Raw genomic sequence first — 24,284 nt, 5'->3', positions numbered from 1 at the left:
GTCAAGAAAAACCGCGTCCGCAGGGGCTTCATGGCGCTGCGGGAGGGCGCGCCGGTTATGCCAGGCCCTCCCTCGTCAGTCTCAATGCGCGCCTTCGCGTTTGCGCTTGCGCTTGCGGGCGTTGCGCGCGAACATGTTCAGCACCTCCACAAGCGCGGAGAAAGCCATGGCGGCATAGACGTAGCCCTTCGGCACGTGGAAGCCCATGCCTTCGGCGATCAGTGTCGTGCCGATCATCAGCAGGAAGGCGAGCGCCAGCATGACGATCGTCGGGTTCCTCTCGATGAAGTTGGCAAGCGGGGTTGCGGCAACAAGCATGACCGTGACGGCAGCGATGACGGCGACTACCATGATCGGCAGATGCGGCGTCATGCCGACGGCGGTGATGATGCTGTCGACGGAGAAGACCAGGTCGAGCAGCAGGATCTGGCCGATGGCCGATGCAAAGCCTGTCGTTGCCGAGGTGGCGATGAAATCTTCCTGATGGTCCACGGGGTCGACGCTGTGGTGAATTTCCTTGGTGGCCTTCCAGACGAGGAACAGGCCGCCGGCGATCAGGATCAGGTCCTTCCAGGAGAAGCCGTGACCGAAGGCCTCGAACAACGGTTCGGTCAGTTGCACGATCCAGGCGACGGTGCCGAGGAGAGCCAGGCGCATGACGAGGGCGAGGCCGATACCGATCTTGCGGGCCTTCTCGCGGTGCTCGGGCGGCAGCTTGTTCGTCAGAATCGAAATGAAAATCAGGTTGTCGATACCGAGAACGACTTCCATCACCACCAGCGTGATGAGCGCCACCCAGGCGGCCGGATCCTGAATGAGCGTCGTGATTTCCTGCATCGGCATATACCCTCTTTGCGTCACATGATGAAACGACGCGTGCAATGTAATGTCGCCTGTCTGCCCGACAAGCGCCGCAAGGGGGTATACGAAACCGATGTAACTTTTATTCCCTAGAACAGGATGATTTAAGGCCGGGTCGGCCTAAAATTTGAATCCTGTTCTAAATTAAAGAGTTAGAGCATGATGTCGTCCGAAAGCCGCTCGCACTTTTCGGCATCATGGTCTGATCGGCAACCAGATTTCCGTGACGCCCATGCCGGTATAAGGATCGAAGCGCTCGTCGTAGCGTTCGAACATGTCAGGCATGTCACCATGCTCGAGGCCGGATGTCGGCCACCACGTGTCGAAAATTCGATGCATGGTCAGCGGAATGCCGGAAACATGGCCGCGATGACTGAAGACGACGTAGCGCTGTCCCGGAAGCTTGAGCGTCGCAAAATCCGGCGGCAGGTCGCCGGCATCGGAGATTTCGGCCGCGGCCATATAGCGGAATTTCTCCGCTTCGCCGTCGATATGCGTACAGATGCCGTAGGCGACATTGCCTTTCTGGCCTGAGATATGGCCGAAATAAGCATTGAACTTCTGCCAGAGGGAAGGGATGGCGGCATTGCCGCCATAGGGGTAGATCTCCTGCAGGCCGGCAAAGAGCATCGGTTGAAGGGTCTCGAAGCGCGGTGGTTCGAGGTCGTTGAGGCGGGCGGGGTCCATTCTGATCGGCTCCAGTAAAACAAGGTTGCGGGCGTGCCCTTGTCTCCGCACCGCATCCGGCGTCATGCCGAACTGATCGCGGAAGGCACGTGTGAAGGCCTCGTGCGAGCCGTAGCCCGCGCTAAGCGCAACCTCGAGAATGCTGGATGAACCGCCGACGAGCGCGGGCACGGCGCGGCTGAGGCGCCGCCCTCTGATATAGCTGCTGATCGAGTGGCCGGTGACGAGCCCGAAGACGCGCGACAGATGGTAACGCGACAATCCGGCGGCTTCGGATATCTCTTCCAGCGATAGATCATGTTCGAAGTGGCTCTCTATGAACCAGATCGCCCGTGCGACGGCGCTCATCTCAACTCCCTTGGTTGCGGCTTCCTTTCTAGAGAAAAACCAGCAGCCGGGTTTGATCGCTATTGCGGGATTCTGGCCGACGGAGGGCGGCAGTCAAGGATAGATATAGGTCAGGTAGTCTCGTGCCGGCGCGCGCCGTAGGCGGCCATGAAGACCCGGATCGCGCCGCGGATGACGCGCTCGATTTCATCGCGCGGTGGTGGCTCTTCCATGCTTCCGAACAGGCGGAGCTTGAAGAAGCTGCCGCTGGCGAGATCGAGAAACTGGCCTGCGGCCAGATCGATGTCGTCGATCTCGAGCGCGCCCTCGGCGATGCGCCGTTCCAGGAAGTCGCGCAGGACGGTGCGCAGGTTTTCAGGTCCCTTGAAGAAGCGCTGACAGAGGACCGGCATGCGATCGCGAACTCCAAGAACGGTGCGCATCGCACTGATGACCTTTTCGTCGGTCATATGGGTGACGAAGCTGATACCGAATTCGTACAGGCCGGTTTCGGGATCATCGTGTTCGGCAAGCGCCGTGCGCATGGTCGCCAGGAAGGTGGCGCGCTCGGCCTCGATCATCGCCGAAAACAGCTCTTCCTTGTTGGTGAAGTAGACGTAGAGCGTTCCCTTGGAGACTCCGGCCTCACGCGTCACGTCGTTCATGCTGGCGGCGTCGAAGCCCATCTTCATGAAGACGCGCTTGGCGCCGGCGAGGATCTGCTGGCGCTTTGCCGGATCTTCGCCCGCAGCAAATCTCCCCCCTGCAGCAGGAGGGCTGAATGCTGCGGCATGGTCGGGTTTCAGCGTCATATCTCCTTAACCGTCTTCATGTTTTGGCATTTTCTTTAAAAGAAATCGAACCGATTGGTTCTATACATCTTGATATGACGATAAAACAGGTTTAAGTCAACTGAACCGAACCGTTCAGTTCGATTATTTTACTCCAAGATCGGTAAAGTGGCCATGTCGAGCAACCAGAAGAGCAACGTCGCGCGGATCGTCAGTGAAAACGCCGAAGCCGAAGAGGTAGAGGTCGCGGCTGTTGCGGAGGCTCCGACAGCGGAAGCCCTGGAAAAGCCGCCTGCTCCCGCGCAGCCGGCACCGGCCCAGGCTCCGGTTGCTGCTCCTGCAGCTGCGAAGAAGCGCCGCAGCCCGGTGCTGCCGATCGTCGTGCTCGCCTTGCTCGCGGGCGGGGGCTGGTATGGATACGAATGGTGGACGAACGGCCGGTTCATGGTGTCGACCGACGACGCCTACATCGAAGGCGATATCGCGACCATCTCGCCGAAGGTTACCGGCTATGTCGCGAAGGTGAATGTTGTTGCCAACCAGGAAGTCAAGGCAGGAGATGTTCTCGCTACCCTTGATAACGGCGACTACCAGAATGCCCTCGATCAGGCGAATGCCCAGATCGTGACCGAGCAGCTTTCGCTAAGCCGTATCGACGCGCAGATCGAAGGTGCCAGGGCCAGCCTCGTGCAGGCGCAGGCCCAGAAGACTGCCCTCGAAGCCACGGTTCGCGGCGCGGAAATCAAGCAGAAGCGCCAGAGCGACCTGCAGGCAAAGTCGGTCGGCACCACCGCAGATCTCGATGATGCCAATACTGCACTCGATCAGGCCAAGGCCAATCTCGCCGGCGGCGATGCCAATATCGTGGCTGCGCAGGCCAATATTGCCATCCTTGAAGCTCAGCGCAAGGAGGCCGAAGGTTCGGTCCGTTCGCTGGAGATCTCCCGGGACAAGGCTGCCCGCGATCTCTCCTTCACCGTGCTCAAGGCGCCTTATGACGGCATTGTCGGCAACCGCTCGGTTCAGGAGGGCGATCTCGTCTCGCCCGGTCAGCGCCTGATGGCGCTCGTTCCGGTGCATGAGCTCTATATCGACGCCAATTTCAAGGAAACGCAGATCCAGCATCTCGTTCCGGGCTCGAAGGTCAACGTTCACGTCGATGCCTATAGCGACCACCCTGTTGTCGGCACCGTCGAATCGATCTCGCCGGCGTCCGGTTCGGTCTTTTCGCTGCTGCCGCCTGAAAATGCCACGGGCAACTTCACCAAGGTGATCCAGCGCGTACCGGTGCGCATCGCTTTGCCGCAGGATGCCCTCGACAGTGGGCGCCTGCGCGCCGGTCTCAGCGTCGTCGTCGACGTTGATACGCGTACGGCGCCGAACAAGTAGCCTTCAAAAGGCGGAGGTGGTCCGATGGCCGGGAGCGCGACAGCAACAGCAGGAACGATTCCGGCAGCGCCTGCCCATGCCGGGGATCGTATGGATCCGAAGAAGCTCATCGCTTTCTTCGCGATGGTGCTCGGCATGTTCATGTCGATCCTCGACATCCAGATCGTCTCGGCCTCGCTTGCCGAAATTCAGGCTGGCCTGTCGGCAGGCTCCGACGAGATCGGCTGGGTGCAGACGGCCTATCTGATCGCCGAAGTGATCATGATCCCGCTTTCGGGCACGTTGGCCCGCATTATCTCGACGCGTTATCTCTTCGCGATCTCGGCCGCCGGCTTCACCATGGCGAGCGCGCTCGCGGCGACGGCGACGAATATCGACCAGATGATCGTCTACCGCGCCATCCAGGGTTTCATCGGTGGCGGCATGATCCCCTCGGTCTTTGCGGCTGCCTTCACCATCTTTCCGCCGTCGAAGCGCAGCATCGTCTCGCCGATCATCGGCCTGATCGCGACGCTGGCGCCGACCATCGGCCCGACCGTCGGCGGCTATCTCAGCCACGCCTTCTCCTGGCACTGGCTGTTCCTCGTCAATATCGTTCCCGGCATCATCGTCACGCTCGTCACCTGGAACTTTATCGATTTCGACAAGCCTGAACTGTCGCTCTTCAAGAAGTTCGACTGGTGGGGGCTGATCTCGATGGGCGTCTTCCTCGGCGCGATGGAATATGTGCTCGAAGAGGGCAATTCGAACGACTGGTTCAACGACCAGTCCATTACTATTGCGGCCGTGGCCTCCGGTGTTGCAGGCATCGTCTTCTTCTATCGGGCCTTCACGGTGGATTTCCCCGTCGTCGACCTCAGGGCATTCTCGAACCGGAATTTCTCCTTCGGTTCAGTGTTTTCATTCGTCATGGGTATCGGCCTTTACGGCCTCACTTATATCTATCCAGTCTATCTCGGGCGTATCCGCGGCTATGATTCGCTGATGATCGGAGAAACGATGTTCGTCTCCGGGCTCGCGATGTTCTTCACCGCGCCGATTGCCGGGCGGCTGTCGACCAAGATGGACCTGCGCCTGATGATGGTAATCGGCTTTGTCAGTTTCGCCGCCGGCACGTTCATCATGGTGCACCTGACGGCGGATTGGGATTTCTACGAGCTCTTCATCCCGCAGATCCTGCGCGGTTTCGGCCTGATGATGTGCATGGTGCCGATCAACAACATCGCGCTCGGCACGATGCCACCTTCGCGCATCCGCGGCGCGTCCGGTCTGTTCAACCTGACGAGGAATCTCGGCGGCGCCGTCGGCCTTGCCGTGATCAACACCGTGCTCACCAACCGGCAGGACGTGCACTATGAGCGGCTGCGGGAGAATATGGACTGGGGCAATCCGGCGGCGATCGACCAGATGAACAACATGACCGCCAATTTCAACACCTTTGGCATGGACGGCGCCTCGGTCGCAATCAAGCAGATGGTCGGTCTTGCCACCAGGCAGGCGGTCATCCTCTCCTTCAGCGATGTGTTCCTGATACTGACCGGCCTTTTCGTTGCGATGATCCTCGGCGTCGCCATGATCAAGAAACCCGCGCCCCAAGGCGGGGGAGGAGGTGGCGGCGGCCACTGACCTCCGGCCCCGTCGCCCCTTGAAAAGGCCCTCTCCGGAGGGCCTTTTTGTTTGCCGCTTTCCGGCAGTTGTGTCATCAGCGTATGATTGCTTGTCAACTCAGCTTAACCGGCTGGCAAGGCCGAAAAAATGACGTGGAAACCGTCTCCTTCGATTTTTTGATTTACGTACATCAGAATTGGCGCTAATGGTCTCGTCAGGAGGAATGATGAGGCCAACTGTTCACGATATCGCCGCTGCAGCGGGTGTCAGTCTCGCGACTGTCGACCGGGTTCTCAACCAGCGCCCCGGCGTGCGCCACGTCACGCGGGAAAAGGTCGAGGCCGCAATCCGTGAGCTCGGTTATATCAGGGACGTCGCCGCCGCCAATCTCGCCAAGGGGCGCACCTATTCGCTGGTCTTCATCTTGCCTGCCAGCGACAATTCCTTCATGTACGGGCTCAATGCCGAGATCCGGCAGGCGATCCTCCGGTCGCCGGCGGAGCGCACCGACATCCGCACCATCGAGGTGCCGGCCTTCGATCCCGCTGCCCTCGTCTCCGTGCTCGAAGAACTTTCCCGGGAAAAGCCTTGCGGCATTGCGATGGTTGCGACCGATGCGCCCGAAGTGCGCGCCGTCGTCGACAGGCTGGTGCGCGCAGGCTTTCCCATCGTCACCCTGGTTTCCGACCTCACCGGGTCGCTTCGCCATCACTATGCCGGCGTCGACAACATTGCTGCCGGACGCACCGCCGCGCGCCTGCTCGGCCGGTTTCTCGGGCCGCGAAAAGGTGAGATCGCAGTGCTTGCCGGCTCCATGCTGGTGCGCGACCATCGCGAGCGGCTGGAGGGGTTTACCTCTGTGATGGCGGAGGAATTTCCCGATCTTGCGATCCTGCCGGTTCTTGAAGGCCGCGACGATCCCGAGATCGCGCATATGCTCGTTGCCGATGCGCTGTCGAGAAATGCCGGCATCATCGGCATCTACAGCCTCGGCGCCGGCAACCGCGGACTTATCCGGGCGTTGAAAGAGAAGGCCGTCGACCGGACACTGACCGTTGTTGCCCACGAACTGACTGCCCATACGCGCGCGGCGCTGCTCGACCACACGATCGATGCGATCCTCAACCAGGACGCCGGACATGAGGTGCGCAGTGCGGTCCGCGTGCTGAAAGCCAAGGCGGACGGGCTTGCCGTCATCGAAGCGCAGGAACGCATCCGCCTCGACATATTCCTGAAAGACAATCTGCCGTAACGGCAAAGGAGAATACCAGATGTATCTCGGTCTCGATCTCGGAACCTCCGGCGTCAAGGCGATGCTGATCGACGGCGATCAGAAGATCGTCGGCTCTGCCAATGGTTCGCTCGACGTCTCGCGCCCGCATTCCGGCTGGTCGGAGCAGGAGCCGGCCCACTGGGTGCGCGCCACGGAAGAGGCCGTTGCCGGCCTCAGGGCAAAACATCCGAAGGAGTTCGCCGCGGTCAAGGGCATCGGCCTCTCCGGGCAGATGCACGGCGCGACGCTCATCGATGCTGCCGACAAGGTCCTGCGCCCCTGCATCCTCTGGAACGATACGCGCAGCTATGTCGAGGCCGCTGCGCTCGATGCCGATCCGCGCTTTCGTGCGCTCACCGGCAACATCGTCTTCCCCGGCTTCACGGCGCCCAAGCTCGCCTGGGTCAAGAAGCATGAGCCGGATGTCTTTGCAAAGATCGCCAAGGTGTTGCTGCCGAAGGACTATCTGCGTCTCTGGCTGACCGGTGAATATATTTCCGAAATGTCAGATTCGGCTGGCACCTCCTGGCTCGACACTGGCAAACGCGCATGGTCCTCCGAATTGCTTGCCGCCACCAGCCTTTCAGAAGAGCAGATGCCGGCGCTTGTCGAAGGCACCGAACAGGCCGGCAAACTGCGGTCCGAATTGGCGGCGCAGTGGGGAATTTCGGGTGATGTCGTCGTTGCCGGCGGCGCGGGCGACAATGCGGCCTCGGCCTGCGGCATGGGCACGGTCAGCGATGGCGCCGCCTTCGTCTCGCTCGGCACTTCAGGCGTGCTTTTTGCCGCTAACGGCTCCTACCTGCCGAAACCGGAAAGCGCTGTGCATGCCTTCTGCCACGCGCTGCCGAACACCTGGCATCAGATGGGCGTCATCCTGTCGGCCACCGATGCGCTCAACTGGCACTCCGGCGTCACCGGCAAATCGGCCGCCGATCTTACCGGCGAGCTTGGCGAGACGCTGAAGGCGCCCTCGGGCGTCACCTTCCTGCCTTATCTCTCGGGGGAGCGCACGCCGCATAATGATGCCGTCATCCGCGGCGCCTTCATCGGTCTCGAACACGAGAGCAGCCGCGTCGTGTTGACTCAGGCCGTGCTCGAAGGCGTGGCCTTCGCCATCCGCGACAATCTCGAAGCGCTGCGTTCGGCCGGCACCGGCATCTCCCGCGTCACGGCGATCGGCGGCGGTTCGCGCTCGCGTTACTGGCTGGCCTCGATCGCGACCGCGCTCGGCGTTCCGGTTGATCTGCCCGCCGACGGCGATTTCGGCGCAGCCTTCGGTGCGGCCCGCCTCGGCCTGATCGCGGCAACGGGGGCGAACCCCATTGCCGTCTGCACGCCGCCGGTGACGGCAGGCACCATCGAGCCGGTTTCGGCGCTGAGCAGCGCCTATGAGGATGCCTACAAGCGCTACCGTGCGCTCTATCCGGCGATCAAATCGCTGGCGCACTGAGATCGGGCGGCCCCCTCACCCTACCCTCTCCCCGAGGGGAGAGGGGGAGCCGGCAGCGGCGGCTTCGAAAGAGCTGGAACGTTGCAGCAAGTCCCTTCTCCCCTCGGGGAGAAGGTGCCGGCAGGCGGATGAGGGGCTTTGGCCGGCCGTACATCACATAGAAACCCAAGGAGACCTGACATGAGCACCGGATTTTTCGGCGATATCCAGAAGATAAAATACGAAGGCCCCGACAGCACCAATCCGCTGGCCTTCCGCTATTACCAGCCGGACGAGATCGTCCTCGGCAAGCGCATGGAAGACCATCTGCGTTTTGCCGTGGCCTATTGGCACACCTTCACCTGGCCGGGCGGCGATCCCTTCGGCGGCCAGACCTTCCTGCGTCCCTGGTTCGAAGACACGATGAAGGCCGCCAAGCTCAAGGCCGATGTCGCTTTCGAATTCTTCTCGCTGCTCGGCGCGCCCTATTACTGCTTCCATGACGCCGACGTGCGCCCGGAAGGCAAGAATTTCGCCGAAAACACCAAGAACCTCAACGAGATCGTCGACTATTTCGTCGAAAAGCAGGCTGCCACCGGCACCAAGCTGCTCTGGGGCACGGCGAACCTCTTCTCCAACCGCCGCTATATGTCGGGTGCCGCGACCAATCCGGATCCCGATGTCTTCGCTTTCGCAGCTGCGACGGTGAAGACCTGCATCGATGCCACGCAGAAGCTCGGCGGTGAGAACTACGTGCTCTGGGGCGGTCGCGAAGGCTACGAGACGCTGCTCAACACCGATCTCAAGCGTGAGCTCGACCAGCTCGGCCGCTTCCTCAACCTCGTCGTCGAATACAAGCACAAGATCGGCTACAAGGGCACGATCCTGATCGAGCCGAAGCCGCAGGAGCCGACCAAGCACCAGTATGATTACGACGTTGCGACCGTCTACGGCTTCCTCAAGAAGCATGGCCTCGAAAACGAGGTGAAGGTCAACATCGAGCAGGGCCACGCGATCCTCGCCGGCCATTCCTTCGAGCACGAACTGGCGCTCGCCAATGCGCTCGGCATTTTCGGCTCGATCGACATGAACCGCAACGACTATCAGTCCGGCTGGGACACCGACCAGTTCCCGAACAATGTTCCGGAAATGGCGCTTGCCTATTACCACGTCCTGGCAGGCGGCGGCTTCAAGACCGGCGGCACCAACTTCGACTCGAAGCTTCGCCGCCAGTCGCTCGACCCGGCGGATCTGCTGATCGGCCATATCGGCGGCATGGATTGCTGCGCCCGTGGTCTCAAGGCTGCTGCCAAGATGATCGAGGACAAGGCTCTGTCGCAGCCGCTCGCCGATCGTTATGCAGGCTGGGAATCCGCCGAGGCGCAGAAGCTCTTCCGCGGCGAGTATTCGCTGGATGAGATCACGAACTGGGTTGAGACCAAGGACGTCAATCCGCAGCCGAGATCCGGCAAGCAGGAATTGCTCGAGAACGTCGTCAATCGTTACGTCTGATGACATGCGCCGGCGGCCATTGGTCGCCGGCGCTATTCTTCCCGGGCAAGGGAGCGCCTCTGTCGATTCAGCGCTTCAACCAATTGCGTGACGGCGCCGAGACGGAGTTGCGGACTACCAGATCCGGTCTCAGCAGAATTTCCGTCTCGGCCGGCCGGCCGTCGGACAGAAGTTCCAATAACAGCGCCATCGCCTGCTTGCCGATCGCCGTTCTGGGCTGTCTGATCGTGGTCAGCGACGGCGATATGAAGACGGCCTGCGGCACGTCGTCGAAGCCGGTCACCGAGAAATCCCGCGGAATATCGTAGCCTCGTGCTCCGAGCCCGACCATGACGCCGATTGCGGTCTGGTCGTTGACGCACATGAAGGCCGTCGGAAGCGTGTCGCGCATGAAAAGTTGCTCGACCGCATGTCGTCCGCTTTCAATCGTGCCGTCGCCTTCGAGCACGATCCTGGTGTCGGGGGGGACGCCGGCGGCATCGAGACCGGCATCGTAGCCCATGCGGCGCCTGGTATAGGCGAGCCGGGTACGGGAATCGCCGATGAAGGCGATCTTGCGATGTCCCTCGGCCAGCAGCAGGTCCACGGCCTTTCGGGCGCCCTCGGTGTCGTCCACGCCCACATAGGGAATGCCGCCATTGAAGACCGGCTCGAAAACGCCGACACTCGGCGGCAGCCGGGCGGTCATGGTCTGATGGCCGAAGGGCAGGATGCCGGTGAAGAGGATCAGGCCGGCGGCCTGATTGGAATTGAAGAACTTTAGATATTCGAGGCCCCGCTGGGCATCGTTCTGGGTGTGGCCGATCAGGATGCCGTAGCCGTGGGCGCGCGCTTCGTTCTCAAGCCCGACAAGAATGTTGGAGAAATTGGGGTCGCCGATATCGGGCGCCACCACGAGGATCATGTTGGAGCGGCCGAGCCTCAGGCTGCGCGCCATGGCATTGGTCGTATAGCCGGTGATGGCGATCGCCTGGTTGACCTTGAGGCGCGTGGAGTTGGCGACCTTCTCGGGCATATGGATTGCCCGGGAAACCGTCGCGATGGAGACCTCGGCGATCCGGGCGACGTCTTCGATTGTTGCGGGCGTAGAATTCGACACTGGTTCTGCCTTGGGGCTGTCTTCGCCGCGACACTACACAGACTGGCCGAGAGGTCAAAGGCAAGCTTCAACTGATCTGTGTAAGTCAACGATGTAAACCTTTACATGGCTGATGTAAAGGTTTACATAAAGTCCAAAGCGGATGGGAGCCGCGAGCGCGCAGCCCTGAAAACCCAAGCGGTTTCCAGAAGCGAAATGTGCGCTAGTTCAAGGTGATGGAGCGTTGTCGGTGCGCCTGCCGGACGTGAATCGCTCTAGGGGGAGAGCATAATGACCGTGGAGATCGCCGACGCCGCACCCGTGGTGCTGTCCGCTAGGCGCATATGCAAATCCTTCAGCGGCGTGCAGGTCCTCTTCAGCGTGAATTTCGATCTCCGCGCCGGCGAAATCCATGCGCTCATGGGCGAAAATGGCGCCGGCAAATCCACGCTCGTCAAGGTGCTGTCGGGCTTCGAACAGCCGAGTTCCGGCGAGATCCTGCTCGATGGCAAGCAGGTCGTGCTGCCGCCCAATGGTGCTGCGGAAGCGCTCGGCATCGTCATCATCCACCAGGAATTCAACCTGGCCGAACATCTGACCGTGACGGAGAGCCTTTTCCTGGGGCGCGAGGTCACGCGTTTCGGTGTGCTCGACCGTAAATACATGCGTTCCGAGACACGCAAGGCTCTCGATGTGCTCGGTTCGCATGTCGATGAGAATGCGCTGATCAGCACGCTTTCCATCGCCGACAAGCAGATGGTCGAGATCGCCAAGGCGATCAGCCGCGATGCGCGCGTGGTCTTCATGGATGAGCCGACCGCGGTGCTGTCGCGGGAAGAGATCAGCATGCTCTTCAAGCAGGTTCGCAAGCTGCGCGACCAGGGCACGAGCTTCGTCTTCGTCTCCCACAAGCTCGACGAGGTGATGGAGCTGACTGACCGAGTTACGGTCCTGCGCGACGGCCAGTGGATCAAGACCTCGCCGACCTCAATTCTGGACGGGGAATCGATCGCGCAGCTGATGGTCGGCCGCGAACTTTCCAGCCTCTATCCCGCCAAGGTCGAGCCCGATATCGACGAGGAGGTCGTCCTCAGCGTTTCCTCAGTATCGACCGGCTATGTCAGGGATGCGAGCTTCGAGGTCCGCAAGGGCGAGATCATCGGCTTCTCCGGGCTCATCGGTTCCGGCCGGACCGAGCTGATGGAGGCAATCGCCGGGTTGCGGACCCGTCTCGAAGGCGAAGTGGTAATCAAGGGCGAAACGGTTCCTTCAGGCGATGTGCACGCTGCCAATCGTTGCGGTCTCGCCTATATGACCAAGGACCGCAAGTCGAAGGGGCTGCTGCTGCGGTCCGGCATGATGACCAATCTGACGCTGCAATCGCTCGGAAGACATTCTCGTCACGGCTATCTCAGCCCGGGCAGCGAAGCGGCGGCGCTTGCGAAGGCCAAGCGTCGTTTCGATATCAGGGTTCGCGACAGCAATATCGTCGCCGGCCGCATGTCGGGCGGGAACCAGCAGAAGCTGCTCTTGGCCAAGGTCATGGAGACCGAGCCCGACATCATCATCATCGACGAGCCGACACGCGGCATCGATGTCGGCACCAAGCAGCAGATCTATCATTTCATCTCGGCGCTCGCCCGGGACGGCCGGTCGATTATCGTCGTGTCATCCGAGATGCCCGAGGTCATCGGCCTCTGCACGCGGGTGGCGGTGATGCGCGAGGGGCGTATCGTCGGCATGCTCGAGGGAGAGGAGATCTCCGAACAGGAGATCATGCGCTACGCCGCCGGGCTCAAGAAGAAGGCGGCCGCCTGAGAGCGCAAGCAGGTCCGCAGGTGTGGACGATACATAAGATGCCCAGAGACGGGACGGGAGGTTGGTTTTGGAAATGAGCGTCAACGAGGAGACCAGGCAAATCCGGCGTCGGTCCTGGCGGGATGTCGACTTGCGCGCGGTTGCGCCCTTCGTCGCCCTGGCCCTGCTGCTGATCGTCGGAGCCTTGGTCAATCCCAACTTCATCGGCATCACCAACCTCGCCAATGTCGCGACGCGCAGCGCCTTCATCGCCATCATCGCGGTCGGCGCGACCTTCGTGATATCGGCGGGAGACCTCGACTTATCGGTGGGGTCCATGGTGGCCTTCGTTGCCAGCCTGATGATTCTGCTGATGAATTCGGGGGCCATCGCAGACCCAGCCCTGATGCTGACGGTCGCGGCCGTCTTCACGGTCGTCGCCGGCGCGCTCTGCGGTCTGGCGAACGGCCTGATCACCACGGTGGGCAAGATCGAGCCCTTCATCGCGACGCTCGGCACGATGGGCATCTATCGCGGCCTGACGACATGGCTGTCGCAAGGCGGCGCGATCACGCTTCGCTCCCCCGATATCCAGACGCTCTATCGTCCCGCCTATTTCGGCAATATCGCCGGCGTACCGGTGCCGATCGTGGTGATCCTGGCGGTGACGGCGGTTGCGGCCTTCATCCTCTATCGCACCCGATACGGGCGCCATGTCGTCGCTGTCGGATCAAACAGCGATGTCGCCCGCTATTCGGGGATCGCGGTCAACCGCGTGCGGACGATCGCCTTCGTGATCCAGGGGCTTTGCGTGGCGATCGCCGTGCTGCTCTACGTTCCGCGTCTCGGCTCGACGTCGGCAACGACCGGCATCCTGTGGGAGCTGCAGGCGATCACCGCCGTCGTCGTCGGCGGCACGGCGCTCAAGGGCGGCGCCGGCAGGGTCTGGGGCACGATCTGCGGCGCTTTCATTCTCGAACTCGTCGGCAACATCATGCTGCTTTCGAATTTCATCAGCGAATATCTGATCGGCGCCATCCAGGGTGCGATCATCATCATCGCGATGTTCGTCCAGCGCTCGCTGGTGCGCAAATCATGATCTGATCGGCTTGCATTTTGACCGGGTTTACAGGGCGTCCGGTCCCGGTATGGAAAAGTCCCTGAAGTCATTGGGAGGAAATAGCATGCGGAAATTGATGTTGGGTCTCGCGGTTGCGGCGGTGACGTTCGCCGGCGCCGCCTACGCCCAGGACAAGAAATTCACGATCGGCGTGTCCATTCCGGCCGCCGACCATGGTTGGACCTCGGGCGTCGTGTTCCATGCCGAACGTGTCGCCAAGCTGCTGATGGCCGAACATCCCGGCCTCAACGTCATCGTCAAGACCTCGCCGGACGCTGCCAGCCAGGCAAACGCCGTGCAGGATCTCGATACGCAGGGCATCGACGCCCTCGTCATCCTGCCGTCGGATCCGGATCCGCTCGTCAACGCCATCAAGGAAGTCAAGGGCAAGGGCAAGTTCGTCGCCCTCGTCGACCGTGCGCCGAGCAACAACGACAACTCTGTGCGCGACCTCTATGTCGCCGGCAACAACCCGGCTCTCGGCGAAGTCGCCGGCAAGTACATCAAGGAAAACACGCCTGATGCCGAAGTCGTCGTCATTCGCGGTCTGCCGATCCCGATCGACCAGCAGCGCCAGGATGGTTTCGACAAGGGCATTGCCGGATCGAACGTCAAGGTTCTCGACCGCCAGTACGGCAACTGGAACCGCGACGATGCCTTCAAGGTCATGCAGGACTACCTGACGAAGTACAAGAAGATCGACGTCGTATGGTGCCAGGACGACGACATGGCCGTCGGCGTTCTCCAGGCGATCGAGCAGGCCAAGCGCACCGACATCAAGTATGTCGTCGCCGGCGCCGGCTCCAAGGACATGGTCAAGAAGGTCATGGACGGCGACAAGCTGATTCCGGTCGACGTTCTCTATCCGCCGGCAATGGTCGGCACGGCGATGGAACTGACGGCTGCTGCGCTCTACGACCAGGTTCCGGTCCACGGCAGCTACATTCTTGACGCGACGCTCGTCACCAAGGAGAACGCCAAGGATTTCTACTTCCCGGATTCTCCGTTCTGATCCGCTGACCGGACGATGCGCCCATTCGCAAGGATGGGCGCATTTTTTATGCCCGCATGCGACATGTGGTTGAAAATGCTTGACGTACTTCTTGCCCGCCAATGCCCATCATGATTAGCTCGCAGCCACATCGTATCCGGCCTCGCGCCAAATCCGTGAATCAAGGGCGGGAAGCGCCTTGCGCCCGCCAAATTGCGTGCTACAAGTTTTCAGAAACGTTTACGGTCGATATTCAGGGAGGAATCTGACATGAAGACGATCAAAGGCCCCGGCCTTTTCCTTGGCCAGTTCGCGGGCGATACCGCTCCTTTCAATTCATGGGACGCGATTACCAAATGGGCGGCCGATATCGGTTACAAGGGCGTCCAGGTGCCGACCTGGGCGAGCCAGCTGATCGATCTGAAGAAGGCTGCCACGTCCAAGGACTATTGCGACGAATTCGCCGGCAAGGCCCGCGAAAACGGCATCGAGATCACCGAACTCTCGACCCATCTGCAAGGCCAGCTGGTCGCCGTTCACCCGGCCTATGACGAAGCTTTCGACGGGTTTGCGGCACCCGAGGTGCGCGGCAATCCGAAAGCTCGCCAGGAATGGGCGGTCGAGCAGGTCAAGATGGCGCTGACCGCATCGAAAAACCTTGGCCTTAAGGCGCATGCGACCTTTTCCGGCGCGCTTGCCTGGCCTTTCATCTATCCCTGGCCACAGCGTCCGGCCGGCCTCGTGGAGACCGCCTTCGACGAACTTGCCCGCCGCTGGACGCCGATCCTCAACCATGCCGACGAAAACGGCATCGACGTCTGCTACGAGATCCACCCGGGTGAAGACCTGCATGACGGCATCACCTTCGAGATGTTCCTGGAGCGCGTGAAGAATCATCCGCGCGCCAACATGCTCTACGATCCCTCGCACTACATCCTGCAGTGCCTCGATTATCTCGAGAACATCGACATCTACAAGGACCGCATCAAGATGTTCCACGTCAAGGATGCGGAGTTCAATCCGACCGGGCGCCAGGGCGTCTACGGCGGCTATCAGGGCTGGGTGGAACGCGCCGGCCGCTTCCGCTCGCTTGGCGACGGCCAGGTCGATTTCGGCGCGGTGTTCTCGAAGATGACGGCCAATAATTTCGACGGCTGGGCCGTGGTCGAATGGGAATGCGCGCTGAAGCATCCAGAAGACGGCGCCCGCGAAGGAGCCGAATTCGTGGCTGCCCATATCATCCGCGTCACCGAAAAAGCCTTCGACGATTTCGCCGGCAGCGGCACGGACCAGGCGGCGAACCGGCGGATGCTGGGGCTTTCCTAATCAGCGCACACCGGTTTGTTGCCCCTCACCCTAACCCTCTCCCCGTTCTGACGGGGAGAGGGGACTTGCCGCACCAACCGTAGAGTTGGGCGTAGACATCGCGGCATATCCCTTCGCCCCGCTGGCGGGGGTCCGAAGGACGGGTCGAGACCCGTGGCTCGACCCCGGTCGGTGGCGGCAGCCGGATGAGGGGCCGCATCCGCACCAAGTTTGAATTCCAGGAGGACAAGAATGGCAATCGAAGCATCATCCGAACAGACCCGCGAGCCGCGCATCCGGCTCGGCATGGTGGGCGGCGGCGCGGGCGCGTTCATCGGCGCAGTACACCGTATCGCAGCCCGTATCGACGACCAGTACGACCTCGTCGCCGGCGCATTGTCGTCGACGCCCGACAAGGCGATCGCATCCGGCCGCGACCTCGGCCTCGACCCGTCGCGAACCTATTCCAGCTATCGCGAGATGGCGATCCGCGAGGCGAAGCTGAAGAACGGCATCGAGGCGGTGGCGATCGTTACGCCGAACCACGTGCACTACGATGCTGCCAAGGAATTCCTGAAGCGTGGCATCCATGTCATCTGCGACAAGCCGCTGACATCTAATCTTGCGGATGCCAAGAAACTCAAGAAGGTCGCCGATGAGAGCGGCGCTCTTTTCGTGCTGACGCATAACTACACCGGTTATCCGATGGTCCGCCAGGCGCGCGAGATGATCGCGAACGGCGAACTCGGCGATATAAGAGTCGTCCAGGCCGAATATCCGCAGGACTGGCTGACGGAAGCGGTCGAGCAGACCGGCCAGAAACAGGCCGCCTGGCGCACCGATCCGGCGCAGTCCGGCGTCGGCGGCTCGACCGGCGATATCGGCACGCATGCCTATAACCTTGCGTCCTTCATGTCGGGCCTTGAACTCGACAGCCTGGCCGCCGATCTCGACAGCTTCGTTCCGGGCCGCCGGCTGGATGATAACGCCCATGTCTTGCTTCGCTTCAAGGCGAAGGACTCGGAGAAGCCGGCCAAGGGCATGCTCTGGTGCAGCCAGGTGGCGCCCGGCCATGAGAACGGCCTGATGGTGCGTATCTACGGCACCAAGGGCGGGCTGGAGTGGACCCAGAAGGATCCGAACTATCTCTGGTACACGCCTTTCGGCGAGCCGAAGCGGCTGATCACCCGCGGCGGCGCCGGCGCAGGCGCGGCTGCCGGCCGCGTCACACGCGTACCGTCAGGGCATCCGGAGGGTTATCTTGAGGCGTTTGCGACGATCTATACGGAAGCCGCGCATGCGATCAATGCCCGCAAGAAGGGCAAGACCGTCGACAAGGCGGTGGTCTACCCCACAGTCGATGATGGCGTGAAAGGCGTCGCCTTTGTCGAAGCCTGTGTCGCGTCTTCCAAGAAGAACGGCGCATGGGTCAAGGTCTGATCTTACCGATCCGCGCCGTGAGCGGCGCCTATTGAAAAACGCCGAGGCGGCTCCGGGCCACCTCGGCGTTTTGTTTTGCTCTCGGTCAGGCAGCAGCGATGATGCTATTTCCCGCGTAAAGATCGTGCCCCCGAGAGCAACTCACGACTGCTGACATTGTCGTTATGAGCGTGCGAAGGACTGGAAGAAAGGCCCTCCTGCAACGTTGCAGTTTTTCTCGCCGTCGCCCTATACTTTGCCTTCGGGCTTGGCTAAATCCCGCATAACGGCCTCAACCCAAAGCGTGGCACGGTCTGTCAGATTCGCCTGCCACACTTGAGATCTTTGATTTTCCGCATGTCGTCGTTCGCAAAACCGCTGCACGCTTTTGCGCGACATGCTTTAGAGACAGGATTTTAGAGATGATCGATCCGAAAAAGCTCGCAGAGCGCTTTCCTGGCGACTTCACCTTCGGCGTGGCCACCGCCGCCTTCCAGATCGAAGGCGCCAGCAGGGCCGATGGCCGCAAGCCGTCGATCTGGGACGCTTTCTGCAATATGCCCGGCCGTGTCTACAATCGCGACAATGGCGACGTCGCCTGCGATCACTATAACCGGTTGGAGCAGGATCTCGATCTCATCAAGGATATGGGTGTCGAAGCCTACCGGTTTTCCATCGCCTGGCCGCGCATCATCCCTGACGGTACCGGTCCGGTAAACGAGGCCGGTCTCGATTTCTACGATCGGCTGGTCGACGGCTGCAAGGCGCGTGGGATCAAGACCTTCGCGACGCTCTACCATTGGGATCTGCCTCTGTTGCTTGCCGGCGATGGTGGCTGGACGGCGCGCTCGACTGCCTATGCCTTTCAGCGTTATGCCAAGACTGTCATGAACCGCCTTGGCGACCGCCTCGACAGGGTCGCCACCTTCAATGAGCCCTGGTGCATCGTCTGGTTGAGCCACCTCTACGGCATCCATGCTCCCGGCGAGCGCAACATGCAGGCCGCCCTTCACGCCATGCACTACATGAATCTTGCCCATGGCCTCGGCGTCGAGGCGATCCGCTCCGAAGCCCCCAATGTGCCGGTCGGGCTCGTGCTCAACGCCGCCTCGATCATTCCCGGCTCCGACAGCCCGGCCGATCTTGCCGCCGGCGAGCGGGCGCACCAGTTCCACAATGGCGCCTTCTTCGATCCCGTCTTCAAGGGCGAATATCCGAGGGAGTTCGTCGAGGCGCTCGGCGACCGCATGCCTGTCATCGAGGACGGCGACCTCAAACTCATCAGCCAGAAGCTCGATTGGTGGGGTCTGAACTACTACAAGCCCGAGCGTGTTTTCGACGATGCCGACCGCAAGGGCGATTTCCCCTGGACGCTGGAAGCGCCGCCGGTAAGCGACGTCAAGACCGATATCGGCTGGGAAATCTATGCGCCGGGACTGAAGCTCCTGGTCGAAGATCTCTACCGCCGCTACCAACTGCCGGAATGCTACATCACGGAGAACGGCGCCTGCGACAACACCGACGTCGTCGATGGCGAAGTGGACGACACAATGCGCCTCGACTATGTCGGCGATCATCTCAATGTCGTGGCCGACCTCATCAAGGACGGCTATCCCCTGCGCGGTTATTTCGCCTGGAGCCTGATGGACAATTTCGAATGGGCGGAAGGCTATCGCATGCGCTTTGGCCTCGTCCATGTCGATTATGGGACACAAGTGCGCACGGTGAAGAAGAGCGGCAAGTGGTACAGCGACTTGGCGGCGCAATTCCCGAAGGGAAACCACAAAGCAGGTTAGGCCTCATCCCCGTTAAGTGGCTGACATTGCTTGGCTGAAGCTTTGCATCAACGGCAAAAGCAAAAATAGACCGCCGTAAAATCTTCAACAGGCGGTTGCTTAAACGTTTTTGAACCCTTGACTGGCAGAATTCGACCGTCAGGGAGCCGTAATGCAGACAGTCGCAAAGTCGCAGAGCAAGGGATCGGGAATAGGCCGTCACATCACCGTCACAGGCGTGCTTTTCTCCTTCGCCGTCATCGTCGCCGTCGTCACCATCATGGTGCTGACGGCGCTCGAACGCGTAGCTGAAAATGCCAATCTTCTCGATGACGAGCGCTCGCGCGAAACGACGATCGGCGCGTTGAAGACTTTCGAGGATCAGCTCGGCGCGACACTCGACGACTACGCCGCCTGGGACGACGCCGCCGTCAACGTCTATGCGCCCGAGGGCATGGCATGGACGGTGAGCAACTACGGCGAGATGTCGCTCAACAGTTCGCTTTTCGATATGGCAATCGTCATTGACGATCAGAAGAAGGCGATCCTCGCCTATCGCGACGGGCAGCCGATGGAGGAGCCGCTGGCGGATTTCTTTCAACCGTCGCTCTGGACCCTTCTCGACACGGTCAAGGCGGCCGGTCCTGCCGATCGTCCCCAGGCGGTCGGTTTCGTCGCCACCAAGCGCGGCATTGCCGCAGTCGGCGTCGCATTGGTGCGGAAAAAATCCGGTGCGCTGGATGTGCCGGCCGGTCAGCACCGCTATCTCATTTTCGCCCGTCATCTCGATGACGATAGGGTGGCCGGGCTCGGCCAGACTTATGTCATCGGCGGGCTGAAGTTGGCGCCGCCGGCCCTTGAAGCCGATTATTTCGTGCCGATCGCCGATCCTGCGGGAACCATGCTCGCCAAACTCGTCTGGACCTCGCGTTCGCCCGGCGATGTCGGCTATGCACAGGTGCGGCCGATGGTCATCCAGGCGCTCGGACTGGTCGGGCTGTTCTTCATAGTGCTGCTGGTCATCGGCTGGCTTGCCGGCCGCCGGCTGAAGAGCGAGGAAAACAATGCCCGCGAGGACGCGTTGCGCGACCGGTTGAGCGGCCTTTCCAATCGCGATGGTCTCGGGCTCGCGGTCGACCGTTTCGTCGTGGAAGCACGCCAGACCAAGCGCAACGTTCTGCTCCTCTATCTCGACCTCGACGGCTTCAAGGAAGTCAACGACAGTTACGGCCACGGCACCGGCGATCAGTTGATCCGCGCGGTCGCAGCCGGCCTCGCCGTGCTCATTCCGCAAGGCGCGGTTCTCGCCCGCATCGGCGGCGATGAATTTGCCATCGCTTTTCTTTCCGACGGCGAAAACGCCGCGGCTCTCCAGCTTTCCGAACAGATCCTCGATTTTCTGGCCGAGCCGCTGGAGATCGGTCGCCGCGTCGTCGTCGTCGGGGCAAGCATCGGCATTGCCATGTCGCCGGTGGGCGCCATCGAACGCGAGGAACTGGTGCGTCGCTCCGACCTTGCCATGTACAAGGCCAAGGAGGCCGGCCGCGCGCGGATGACGCTCTACGACCCGTCGATGGATACCGATCGAGAGCAGCGCAATGCGCTGGAGATCGACCTCAGGGTCGCCATCGAAAGCGGCGACCTGACGCTCGCCTATCAGCCGCTGGTCGATGCGACGACGCATGCGCTCACCGGCGTCGAGGCGCTGGTGCGCTGGAATCGTCCGGGCCACGGGCCGGTTTCACCCGAAGTTTTCATTCCGATCGCCGAGACCAGCGGCCTCATCGAATCGCTTGGGCTGTTCGTGCTGCGCAAGGCCTGCGAGACGGCCAAGCAATGGCCAGGCCTCGGCATCTCCGTCAACGTCTCACCCGGCCAGTTCCGCAATCCTGCTTTCACCGATTATGTGCGATACGTGCTGAAGCAGACGGAGATCGGGGCCGGCCGCGTCACGCTCGAAATCACCGAAGGCTACATGATCCAGAATCCGCAGCGCACCCGTCAGTCGATCGAGCGTCTGAAGGGGCTGGGGGTGAAGGTGGCGCTCGACGACTTCGGTTCCGGCTTCTCCTCGATCGGTTATCTCAGACAGTTCGGCTTCGACCGCATCAAGATCGACCGCTCGCTGGTCATTGATATCAACGAGGACAAACGGCAGCGCGAGATGCTGCAGGCGACGGTGGCGCTTGCCCGCTCGCTCGATATTCCCGTCACGGCTGAAGGCATCGAGACCGAGGCGCAAGCGGTGGCGATGCGCCTGTTCGGATGCGATTGCCTGCAGGGCTATTTGTTCGGAAAGCCGATGACGGCCGATCTCATCACGGAGATGCTGGACGAGCGGCAGGCGGCGGAGCCAGAAGCCCGGCGTCGTCTCGGCGCTGCCTGACCGGCTACGGGGGGCTTCGGCAGGCCGGACTCAAAAAGAATCCGGATTCAGCTGCCGATATGCCGCTGGCCGCGCTTTTTCGCGAGTGCGATCTGGTGCTGCCGCTGACGGTAGCGCAGCCGATCTTCTTCCGTGCGCGTGTGATAGCAGTGGCTGCAGGAAACGCCTTCCTCGTAGAGCGGCGAGGTGATTTCCTCGGCGGTGATCGGGTTGCGGCAGGCGTGGCAGAGCCTGTGTTCGCCTTCCCTAAGCCCGTGCTCGACGGAGACGCGCTCGTCGAAGACGAAGCAGGCGCCATCCCAGAGGCTTTCCTCCTGCGGCACTTCCTCCAGATATTTCAGGATGCCGCCTTTGAGATGATAGACCTCGTCGAAGCCCTGCGCCTTCATGAAGGCGGTGGCCTTCTCACAGCGTATGCCGCCGGTGCAGTACATGGCGACCTTCGGCTTGTTGTGCAGACCGGGATTCTGGCGCACCCAATCGGGAAACTCGCGGAACGTCTTCGTCTTCGGGTCGAGAGCGCCGCGAAAGGTGCCGATCGCCGTCTCGTAGTCGTTGCGGGTATCGATGACGATCGTATCGGGATCCGATATCAGCGCGTTCCAGTCCTTGGGCGCCACATAGGTGCCGACAACCTTGTTGGGGTCGATGTCTTCAACGCCCATGGTGACGATTTCCTTCTTCAGCTTCACCTTCATGCGCAGGAAGGGCATTTTCGAAGCGCGGCTCTCCTTGTGCTCTAGGCCTGAAAATTCCGGCTGGGCGCGCAGGAAGGAGAGTACGGCGACAATGCCGGCATCCGGCCCCGCGATCGTACCGTTGATGCCCTCATGTGCCAGAAGCAGCGTTCCCTTGACGCCGTTCTCCTCACAGAGCGCCTGCAGCGGGCCTTGCAGGCTCTGAAAGCGCGGCACGGAAACGAAATGGTAGAGCGCCGCCACGAGGAACGGGCTGGTGTGTGTCAGGCTGTCGGTCATGGGCCGGAAATACAGAAAATCGGCGAGCCGCGCAATTGCCTTCGCCAATGGCGCCTTTTCTCAGTTCCCGGTCGCCAGCCAGAGAAGCTCGATGCGCTGCGCTTCCTCGTCCGGGTGATCGGCGAAGACGGCTTCGGCCTTGACGAGCGCCTGACGACGGTCTTCCTGCTGGCGGAAGATGATGGCGTCGAGCAGATGCGTCAGGTCGTCGTTGCGGGTGAAGAGCTGCGGTTCGGCTTCGACGAGTTCGGAGAGCACGACGAGATCATGGATATGGCCGAGATCCTCGACGAGCGTCTTGGCCGCATCGCGCTTGGCCTTCATGGCGCCCGGCCAGACATCGCTCAAAAGGGAATGGTAGAGCCGGTAGTCATAGGTGCGCTTGCGAAGATCATGGAAATCTTCGGCCGTTCCCTCGTCATGGCAGGCCATCAGCGCCGCCTTCGCCTTCAGGCTCGTGCGGCGCCAGCTCTTGCCCAGCATGCGGGCATTCTTGCGGTGGTTGCCGTCGAAGGCGATCGTGTCGAGCGAGGCGATCGCCTCCTTCAGCGTGCCGGCGGCCTCCTTCAGCCGCTGTTCCAGCCCGCGTTCGGCCTCTGCCATCCAGTCCCGGCGCCCTTCCAGAACGGTGATGATGCGGCCGAGTGCTTCATTCTCGTCGGGGCTGCGGGCGGTGTGCCGCAGATACTCCACGGTGCCGATGAGTGCGGCCGCGTCGCGGATTGCCGACAGCGACCGCGCCGTCTCGCGCAGCCTTGCATTTTCACGTTTCTGGAAATCCGGCACCTCGCGGGCGACGAGCCGGTAGAGCGAGCGCAGCCGCTTCAGGTTCTTGCGGAAGGAATGGATCGCCTCGTCGACGCCACCCGGTCGCTCGTCGAGAACAGTGATGGCACGGGAAAGCTGGTCCGTGGCGACGCTGCGGAATTCCTCGGTGAAATCGGCCTCAGGCCGTATGCGATAGCCCATGCCTGTCGTGCTCGTATTCTGTAGCGAGGGCCTGGTTGGAATAGCGGAAATCGCCGGTCACTTCGCGGCCAAGCCAGCTGGGCAGGGCCGGCTTGTCGGTTTCCGACGTCATTTCTACTTCGGCAATCACCAATCCGCGATGTTCGCCGGCAAAGACGTCGACCTCCCAGACGAAGCCCTCATGGGGAACGCGGTAGCGCGTCTTCTCGATGACGATGCCGATTGCGGCCTGCAACAATTCTTCGGCATCGGCGACCGGAATGTCATATTCGAATTCATCACGGGTGATGGCGCTGCGGCCGATCTTGATCGTCAGTCTCGCCTTTTTGCCGTCCAGGATGCGCACGCGGACGGAACGGTCGTCCATCGAGGCGATGTAACCCTGTCTCAGGCTCGACTTCGTCTCCACCGCAGAACGCCATCCGTCGCTGCGCACGAGAAACTTCCGCTCGATCTCTTTCGCCATACCGGTGAACCTTTTGTGACGATCCAGGCACGGTAGACCAATTTCCACGCATTTCCTACCCATCATGTTGCGAGTCTGGTTTTATCTCGACAAGGTCACGCCGGAGCGTTATTCGGAAGCC

General features: G+C 61.4%; 19 protein-coding genes. 12 read left to right on the top strand and 7 right to left on the bottom strand.

Annotated features, from left to right (window positions below; genetic code table 11):
• Positions 1 to 81: 81 nt before the first annotated feature.
• The 3 genes from EFB14_RS17040 to EFB14_RS17030 all read right to left on the bottom strand — a co-directional run bounded on the left by EFB14_RS17040 (position 82) and on the right by EFB14_RS17030 (position 2,687).
• On the bottom strand, positions 82 to 837 hold the full coding sequence (locus tag EFB14_RS17040; RefSeq protein WP_126827325.1) for a TerC family protein: 756 nt from the start codon (positions 835 to 837) through the stop codon (positions 82 to 84).
• Positions 838 to 1,056: 219 nt separating this feature from the next.
• Complete coding sequence (locus tag EFB14_RS17035) at positions 1,057 to 1,896, bottom strand: AraC family transcriptional regulator (RefSeq protein ID WP_126827323.1); 840 nt, start codon at positions 1,894 to 1,896, stop codon at positions 1,057 to 1,059.
• 110 nt (positions 1,897 to 2,006) lie between these two features.
• Positions 2,007 to 2,687, bottom strand: coding sequence for a TetR/AcrR family transcriptional regulator (locus EFB14_RS17030; protein ID WP_126827321.1), 681 nt, complete (start codon positions 2,685 to 2,687; stop codon positions 2,007 to 2,009).
• A gap of 153 nt (positions 2,688 to 2,840) precedes the next feature.
• Between EFB14_RS17030 and EFB14_RS17025 the strand changes: the two genes are divergently transcribed.
• The 5 genes from EFB14_RS17025 to xylA all read left to right on the top strand — a co-directional run bounded on the left by EFB14_RS17025 (position 2,841) and on the right by xylA (position 9,880).
• Entirely contained in the window at positions 2,841 to 4,055 is a 1,215-nt protein-coding gene (locus EFB14_RS17025; RefSeq protein ID WP_126827319.1) for an HlyD family secretion protein, read from the top strand.
• A gap of 24 nt (positions 4,056 to 4,079) precedes the next feature.
• Positions 4,080 to 5,681 carry a DHA2 family efflux MFS transporter permease subunit gene (locus EFB14_RS17020; RefSeq protein WP_126827317.1) on the top strand — a complete coding sequence of 534 codons (1,602 nt, stop codon included), beginning with the start codon at positions 4,080 to 4,082 and terminating at the stop codon, positions 5,679 to 5,681.
• Positions 5,682 to 5,889: 208 nt separating this feature from the next.
• On the top strand, positions 5,890 to 6,915 hold the full coding sequence (locus EFB14_RS17015; RefSeq protein WP_126827422.1) for a LacI family DNA-binding transcriptional regulator: 1,026 nt from the start codon (positions 5,890 to 5,892) through the stop codon (positions 6,913 to 6,915).
• Positions 6,916 to 6,934: 19 nt separating this feature from the next.
• A complete protein-coding gene (gene xylB / locus EFB14_RS17010; protein WP_126827314.1) occupies positions 6,935 to 8,389 on the top strand; it encodes a xylulokinase in 1,455 nt (484 codons plus the stop codon).
• 180 nt (positions 8,390 to 8,569) lie between these two features.
• Positions 8,570 to 9,880, top strand: coding sequence for a xylose isomerase (gene xylA / locus EFB14_RS17005; protein WP_126827312.1), 1,311 nt, complete (start codon positions 8,570 to 8,572; stop codon positions 9,878 to 9,880).
• A 67-nt stretch (positions 9,881 to 9,947) separates the two neighbouring features.
• Here xylA and EFB14_RS17000 read toward each other — a convergent pair whose 3' ends face one another.
• Positions 9,948 to 10,979 (bottom strand): LacI family DNA-binding transcriptional regulator, encoded by a 1,032-nt coding sequence (locus tag EFB14_RS17000; RefSeq protein ID WP_008533377.1) that lies wholly within the window; start codon positions 10,977 to 10,979, stop codon positions 9,948 to 9,950.
• 270 nt (positions 10,980 to 11,249) lie between these two features.
• Between EFB14_RS17000 and EFB14_RS16995 the strand changes: the two genes are divergently transcribed.
• The 7 genes from EFB14_RS16995 (at position 11,250) to EFB14_RS16965 (ending at position 21,751) form a co-directional block, all read left to right on the top strand.
• Positions 11,250 to 12,776, top strand: a complete 1,527-nt coding sequence (locus EFB14_RS16995) for a sugar ABC transporter ATP-binding protein (RefSeq protein WP_126827310.1) — start codon at positions 11,250 to 11,252, stop codon at positions 12,774 to 12,776.
• 73 nt (positions 12,777 to 12,849) lie between these two features.
• Positions 12,850 to 13,854 (top strand): ABC transporter permease, encoded by a 1,005-nt coding sequence (locus EFB14_RS16990; protein WP_125848521.1) that lies wholly within the window; start codon positions 12,850 to 12,852, stop codon positions 13,852 to 13,854.
• Positions 13,855 to 13,939: 85 nt separating this feature from the next.
• On the top strand, positions 13,940 to 14,887 hold the full coding sequence (locus EFB14_RS16985; RefSeq protein WP_126827308.1) for a substrate-binding domain-containing protein: 948 nt from the start codon (positions 13,940 to 13,942) through the stop codon (positions 14,885 to 14,887).
• Between the two features lie 249 nt (positions 14,888 to 15,136).
• Entirely contained in the window at positions 15,137 to 16,192 is a 1,056-nt protein-coding gene (locus EFB14_RS16980; RefSeq protein WP_126827306.1) for a sugar phosphate isomerase/epimerase family protein, read from the top strand.
• Positions 16,193 to 16,423: 231 nt separating this feature from the next.
• On the top strand, positions 16,424 to 17,611 hold the full coding sequence (locus tag EFB14_RS16975) for a Gfo/Idh/MocA family protein (protein ID WP_126827304.1): 1,188 nt from the start codon (positions 16,424 to 16,426) through the stop codon (positions 17,609 to 17,611).
• 401 nt (positions 17,612 to 18,012) lie between these two features.
• A complete protein-coding gene (locus EFB14_RS16970) occupies positions 18,013 to 19,386 on the top strand; it encodes a GH1 family beta-glucosidase (RefSeq protein WP_126827302.1) in 1,374 nt (457 codons plus the stop codon).
• A gap of 151 nt (positions 19,387 to 19,537) precedes the next feature.
• A complete protein-coding gene (locus EFB14_RS16965) occupies positions 19,538 to 21,751 on the top strand; it encodes a putative bifunctional diguanylate cyclase/phosphodiesterase (protein ID WP_126827300.1) in 2,214 nt (737 codons plus the stop codon).
• A gap of 47 nt (positions 21,752 to 21,798) precedes the next feature.
• Here the strand turns inward: EFB14_RS16965 and trhO are convergent, their stop codons facing one another.
• From trhO to EFB14_RS16950, 3 genes are read right to left on the bottom strand one after another with little or no spacing between them, the layout of a single operon-like run.
• Entirely contained in the window at positions 21,799 to 22,728 is a 930-nt protein-coding gene (trhO, locus tag EFB14_RS16960; RefSeq protein ID WP_125848679.1) for an oxygen-dependent tRNA uridine(34) hydroxylase TrhO, read from the bottom strand.
• Between the two features lie 60 nt (positions 22,729 to 22,788).
• Positions 22,789 to 23,697 carry a CHAD domain-containing protein gene (locus tag EFB14_RS16955; protein WP_126827298.1) on the bottom strand — a complete coding sequence of 303 codons (909 nt, stop codon included), beginning with the start codon at positions 23,695 to 23,697 and terminating at the stop codon, positions 22,789 to 22,791.
• On the bottom strand, positions 23,675 to 24,163 hold the full coding sequence (locus EFB14_RS16950; protein ID WP_126827296.1) for a CYTH domain-containing protein: 489 nt from the start codon (positions 24,161 to 24,163) through the stop codon (positions 23,675 to 23,677). The genes EFB14_RS16955 and EFB14_RS16950 overlap by 23 nt, the downstream gene beginning before the upstream one ends.
• Between the last annotated feature and the right edge of the window lie 121 nt (positions 24,164 to 24,284).

Source organism: Rhizobium fabae (assembly GCF_003985135.1).
Lineage (GTDB): Bacteria > Pseudomonadota > Alphaproteobacteria > Rhizobiales > Rhizobiaceae > Rhizobium > Rhizobium pisi.
This window is presented reverse-complemented; position numbering and strand designations above follow the sequence as displayed.